The following is a 3,902-nucleotide window of genomic DNA, read 5'->3' on the forward strand; positions in this document are numbered from 1 at the left end:
ATTGATCCTTATACTATGGTTGTAGCAACTCCACTCTATATTAAAGCACTAAACCAACTCAGCCAAGAGAAAGATTTGAGTCAATCTATTTTTATAAGTTCAACCGCACCTCTTGATGTTCAAAATATTCGAACCTTCAATGAAAAATTTCAAACAGATATTATCCAAATTTTCGGGTCAACGGAAACAGGGGGAATCGCTTATAAAATTAACGATGAAATTCTTTGGAAACCTTTTGCTGGTGTTCAAGTTTCTACTAATACAAATAATGAGCTAAAAGTAAAATCACCTTTTGTTTCTTCTGTACTTTATGAAGATGGCTTTACTCAGACTAATGGTGAAGTACAAACATTTGACTATATAGAGCAAGAATCATTATGTTTTAAACTTGTGGGGAGAAGCTCTAAAATTTTCAAGTTGGCAGGAAAACGCTACTCAACCATTCAAGTAGAAAACATATTAGAAGAGGTAGATGGAATTGGTAAAGCATTGGTATTTGTAGGACTGGAAAATTCTTCTTTGAGAGGGGAATATTTAGATATTACGCTAGAGACTAATGAGATATTTTCTGCTAATGAGATAAAAAAAATATTACAACGTAATCTGTCAAACCTGAAGTTTTCCATCAAGCTAACAATTGTAAAAGAGATACCTATCAATCAGATAGGTAAAAAGTTACGGATAAAATAAAAATTCTATTTTATCCGCTGATCCTTAAAGACGAACGTCAATTGCTTTTTCTAGGTTTTGAATCCATCCATTATAGTTAGTGTGTATTTTCTTTGTTTCAGCATTGTAATTCAAGTTTTCACTACGTACATAGTTAATACTATATGCAGAACTACTATAGTTTATTCTTACAACAGCAAGATGTGTTCTTAAGTAAAGTTTACCTTCCGCAACACCTGGCTTAATTTTGGTTATTTTCCATCCTAAAGACTGGCCACCCTCTTTAATAGCTTGATATACAGCTGCGCTTGATTTTTGATTATCAATTTTACTATATTGTACATTATATATTGGACCAGTTCCACAACCTGTAGTCATTAGAGACGTGATCAACAGTAAAGCACCAAGTTTGAGTAATTTTTTCATTTTCTTCCTTTTTAATTAACACTATATCGTCTTTATGTCATATTTAAGTAATATATGGAAATAAATCTTTCTATATTCGTTTGATTACTTAGATTATTGTAGAAAAAGATTGCAGATAGTTATTAATGGATAAGAAACCTTATAAAATAGAGCCACTTGCAGATTCCAATAAAAAGTTGATTATTAAGAGTATAATGAAGAAAAAAAGCTGATTCTGATTTCAAAAAGTTATAATTTTTTACCACAAAAATCCAACAGAAAAAAAGAGTCAGCTTATGAGAAAAATTATACCTTCACTTTCAAAAATGTGGCTTAAAGTCATTAATTTAGAACAGAGTCTTTTCCCCAAGTTACAAGAGTCTATGGGGTCCTTAAGTCCTAAAGAGGAAAAACTGATAAAGATCCTTGACTTTGCACAGATAGAAAGATTTATTTCTTCCGCACAGATCACTAATCCACCCAAAGACAGAGAAGAGATGGCACGTGCCTTTGTAGCCAAACAGGTTTATAACTTTCAAACCACTAGAGAATTGATAGACAGATTGAAGATCGATAGAACCTTACGCCTGTTATGTGGGTGGAGACATTGCAATAAGATTCCCAGTGAATCTAAATTTAGCAGGGTATTTAAAGAGTTCAGTCAACAACGTATTGCATCTAAAGCCCATAATGTTTTTATAGAGAATTATTTAAGTGAGACACTTTTCTTTTATAGCAGTATTGATTCCACAGCCATAGAACTTAGAGAAAAATCTGTGATGTATGGAAAGAGTACAAAAGAAATCAAGCCTAAACGAAGACAGGGACGTCCAAAGAAAGGTGAAGAAGGTCCTCCTAAAAAACCAAGTATTCTGCAACAGCAGGAGAAAATGACTGAAGCAGAAGAGATGTTATCTCTCATAGGAACAGAATGTAATACCAGTATCAAACAGAATTCAAAAGGTAACCGACACAAATGGACAGGAGGTAAACTTCACCTCTCAGTCGTAGATGGTGATATTCCCATTACAGCAATTTATTCTTCAGCATCTGTACATGATAGTTCATTGGCATTACCTCTTATCAAGCTGAGTAGTCAGAAAGTAAACTATTTGTATGACCTGGCTGATGCAGCTTATGATACGAGTATCATAAGGGACTATTCTAAAAAACAGAATCACAGACCCATTATTGATATTAATCCAAAGAATTCAAAAAAACTCAAAGCACAGATTGCTTTGGCAAAAAGTGAAAAGAAGATATTAGAGCCACTCAGGCTTTATAATGATTCGGATGAACTCCATTACAACCAGAGAACCAGTGTTGAGAGGGTTAATGCCTATTTGAAAGACAGTTATGGATGCAGCAAGATCTATTATCAGGGAGCTCAGAAGGTAGCTTCTGTGTTAGCCTTTGCTGTGTTGTCTGTCTGCATCACGCAGTCTTTGAAACTTGTTACATAGCTCTTTATTTAAATACTAAAGTCAAAAACACCATTACCTCAAATCTAAACCATAAAGCACACCCTAAAAATAGGTTTTTTAACAGTTTTTAGCTGTAAATAATCTCATAGACAACTTTTTTCAATAGTAGATTATAGACTATTGAAAATGAGCTGCTTTATGATGTTGAATTTGCAAGTGGCTCAATATATAACTTTATAAGGTGTCAGTCATTAACTCCCATTATCTAATGACACATTAATTTTTAATATTTTTCAAAACAGCTGAAGCATACGCTGTATCCATAGTTTAAACAATTTTAATACAATATATGACAGGGGGTTCAATTCCCTTTTTTATCTTATTTGACTTTTATCACTAACTTTTATCAGGGGAATCCCTTTGTGCCACGTAATAAGACCAGTTACACAGATAGTCTTACCATTATAGCTTCTCTCTGCTGAACTAAAGTTATGCCTATTTTTACCCAATATAAAAATTGTAAATTTTTGGTTAGGATATCTTCCATCCAAGTTTATAAATGTAGGTTGTCCATTACTTCTCTTAGCATAGTATTCTTCACTAACCATTCCACATACAGTAGCGTGCTTACCAATATGTCTAGAAGCCTCCTTCGTTGTGTAATTATTTCCAAATAGAAGTGATGTAGCTATGATAGATAAGAGTAGTACTTGTTTCATGGTAAGTCCTTATTCATTATTGAATGAATACTTTAATATCTTGTATGTCATATCCTTGTCATATTTGCACCGAGAGGTTTTTTCTATAAATTGCAATATAAGACTTAATGAAAAATATTTTGGCAGAGTCTGCCAAATATGTACGTTAATTGTATGCCAACAGCTAACTATTTAAATGAAGAATGCCCATATAAAGGGGATTCATGAGGCAGGGTATTGATTTCGAGTTTATAACTGTTATAAATCCTCTGGAATCCCCTAATACATGGCATTTGGTAATTTAAGAATAGCTACTGTGCCCAAATATGACATAAATGTGATATTAAGTATGTATACTACTTAATTAAATAAAATATTTTGTAAATTAGGAATAAAAAGTGAAGAAATTACTATTTACTACTTTTGTATCCATAAGTTTGTTAAATGCAGGTTCTTTATTTGGTGATACCGAAGAAGAAAGAACAGAAAGTCAAAAAAAGATGCTAGGTACTATGGCAACTTCAGTTTTTGAAGTATTCAAAGGAGCGGGAAAACTAATAGCATCTCCTGTTACTGATAAAATAAAAGAAGATAATCAAAAAAAACAAGCAGCTGCCGAAAATAAAGAAAGAACAGAAGCAAAGAAAAAATTATTAGAACAAATGAATAATTAAAACTATTTAAATTAGGATCAAATATGTCAATG

4 protein-coding genes and 1 pseudogene are annotated in these 3,902 nt (G+C 32.5%); 3 read left to right on the forward strand and 2 right to left on the reverse strand.

The genetic code is table 11. From position 1 onward, the window contains the following. A pseudogene (locus tag ABYK33_RS14495) lies at positions 1 to 690 on the forward strand (aconitate hydratase); the annotation flags it as partial. A 24-nt stretch (positions 691 to 714) separates the two neighbouring features. On the opposite strand, the gene ABYK33_RS14500 reads toward ABYK33_RS14495, so the two are convergent. After that, a complete protein-coding gene (locus tag ABYK33_RS14500; RefSeq protein WP_373034008.1) occupies positions 715 to 1,095 on the reverse strand; it encodes a hypothetical protein in 381 nt (126 codons plus the stop codon). 275 nt (positions 1,096 to 1,370) lie between these two features. Here ABYK33_RS14500 and ABYK33_RS14505 point away from each other — a divergent pair, with 275 nt between their 5' ends. Beyond that, on the forward strand, positions 1,371 to 2,537 hold the full coding sequence (locus ABYK33_RS14505) for a transposase (RefSeq protein ID WP_373034009.1): 1,167 nt from the start codon (positions 1,371 to 1,373) through the stop codon (positions 2,535 to 2,537). A gap of 335 nt (positions 2,538 to 2,872) precedes the next feature. On the opposite strand, the gene ABYK33_RS14510 is transcribed toward ABYK33_RS14505, so the two are convergent. Beyond that, positions 2,873 to 3,217, reverse strand: a complete 345-nt coding sequence (locus tag ABYK33_RS14510; RefSeq protein WP_373034010.1) for a hypothetical protein — start codon at positions 3,215 to 3,217, stop codon at positions 2,873 to 2,875. 377 nt (positions 3,218 to 3,594) lie between these two features. Here ABYK33_RS14510 and ABYK33_RS14515 point away from each other — a divergent pair, with 377 nt between their 5' ends. After that, positions 3,595 to 3,870 carry a hypothetical protein gene (locus tag ABYK33_RS14515; protein ID WP_373034011.1) on the forward strand — a complete coding sequence of 92 codons (276 nt, stop codon included), beginning with the start codon at positions 3,595 to 3,597 and terminating at the stop codon, positions 3,868 to 3,870. The last annotated feature ends 32 nt before the right edge of the window (positions 3,871 to 3,902 follow it).

Source organism: Sulfurovum sp. (assembly GCF_041562805.1).
Taxonomy (GTDB): Bacteria; Campylobacterota; Campylobacteria; order Campylobacterales; family Sulfurovaceae; genus Sulfurovum.

What these genes read in the sequence shown, in the direction of transcription:
- ABYK33_RS14500 (WP_373034008.1), bottom strand. Translation starts at nt 1,095, where the DNA reads ATGAAAAAATTACTCAAACTTGGTGCTTTACTGTTGATCACGTCTCTA.
- ABYK33_RS14505 (WP_373034009.1), top strand. Translation starts at nt 1,371, where the DNA reads ATGAGAAAAATTATACCTTCACTTTCAAAAATGTGGCTTAAAGTCATT.
- ABYK33_RS14510 (WP_373034010.1), bottom strand. Translation starts at nt 3,217, where the DNA reads ATGAAACAAGTACTACTCTTATCTATCATAGCTACATCACTTCTATTT.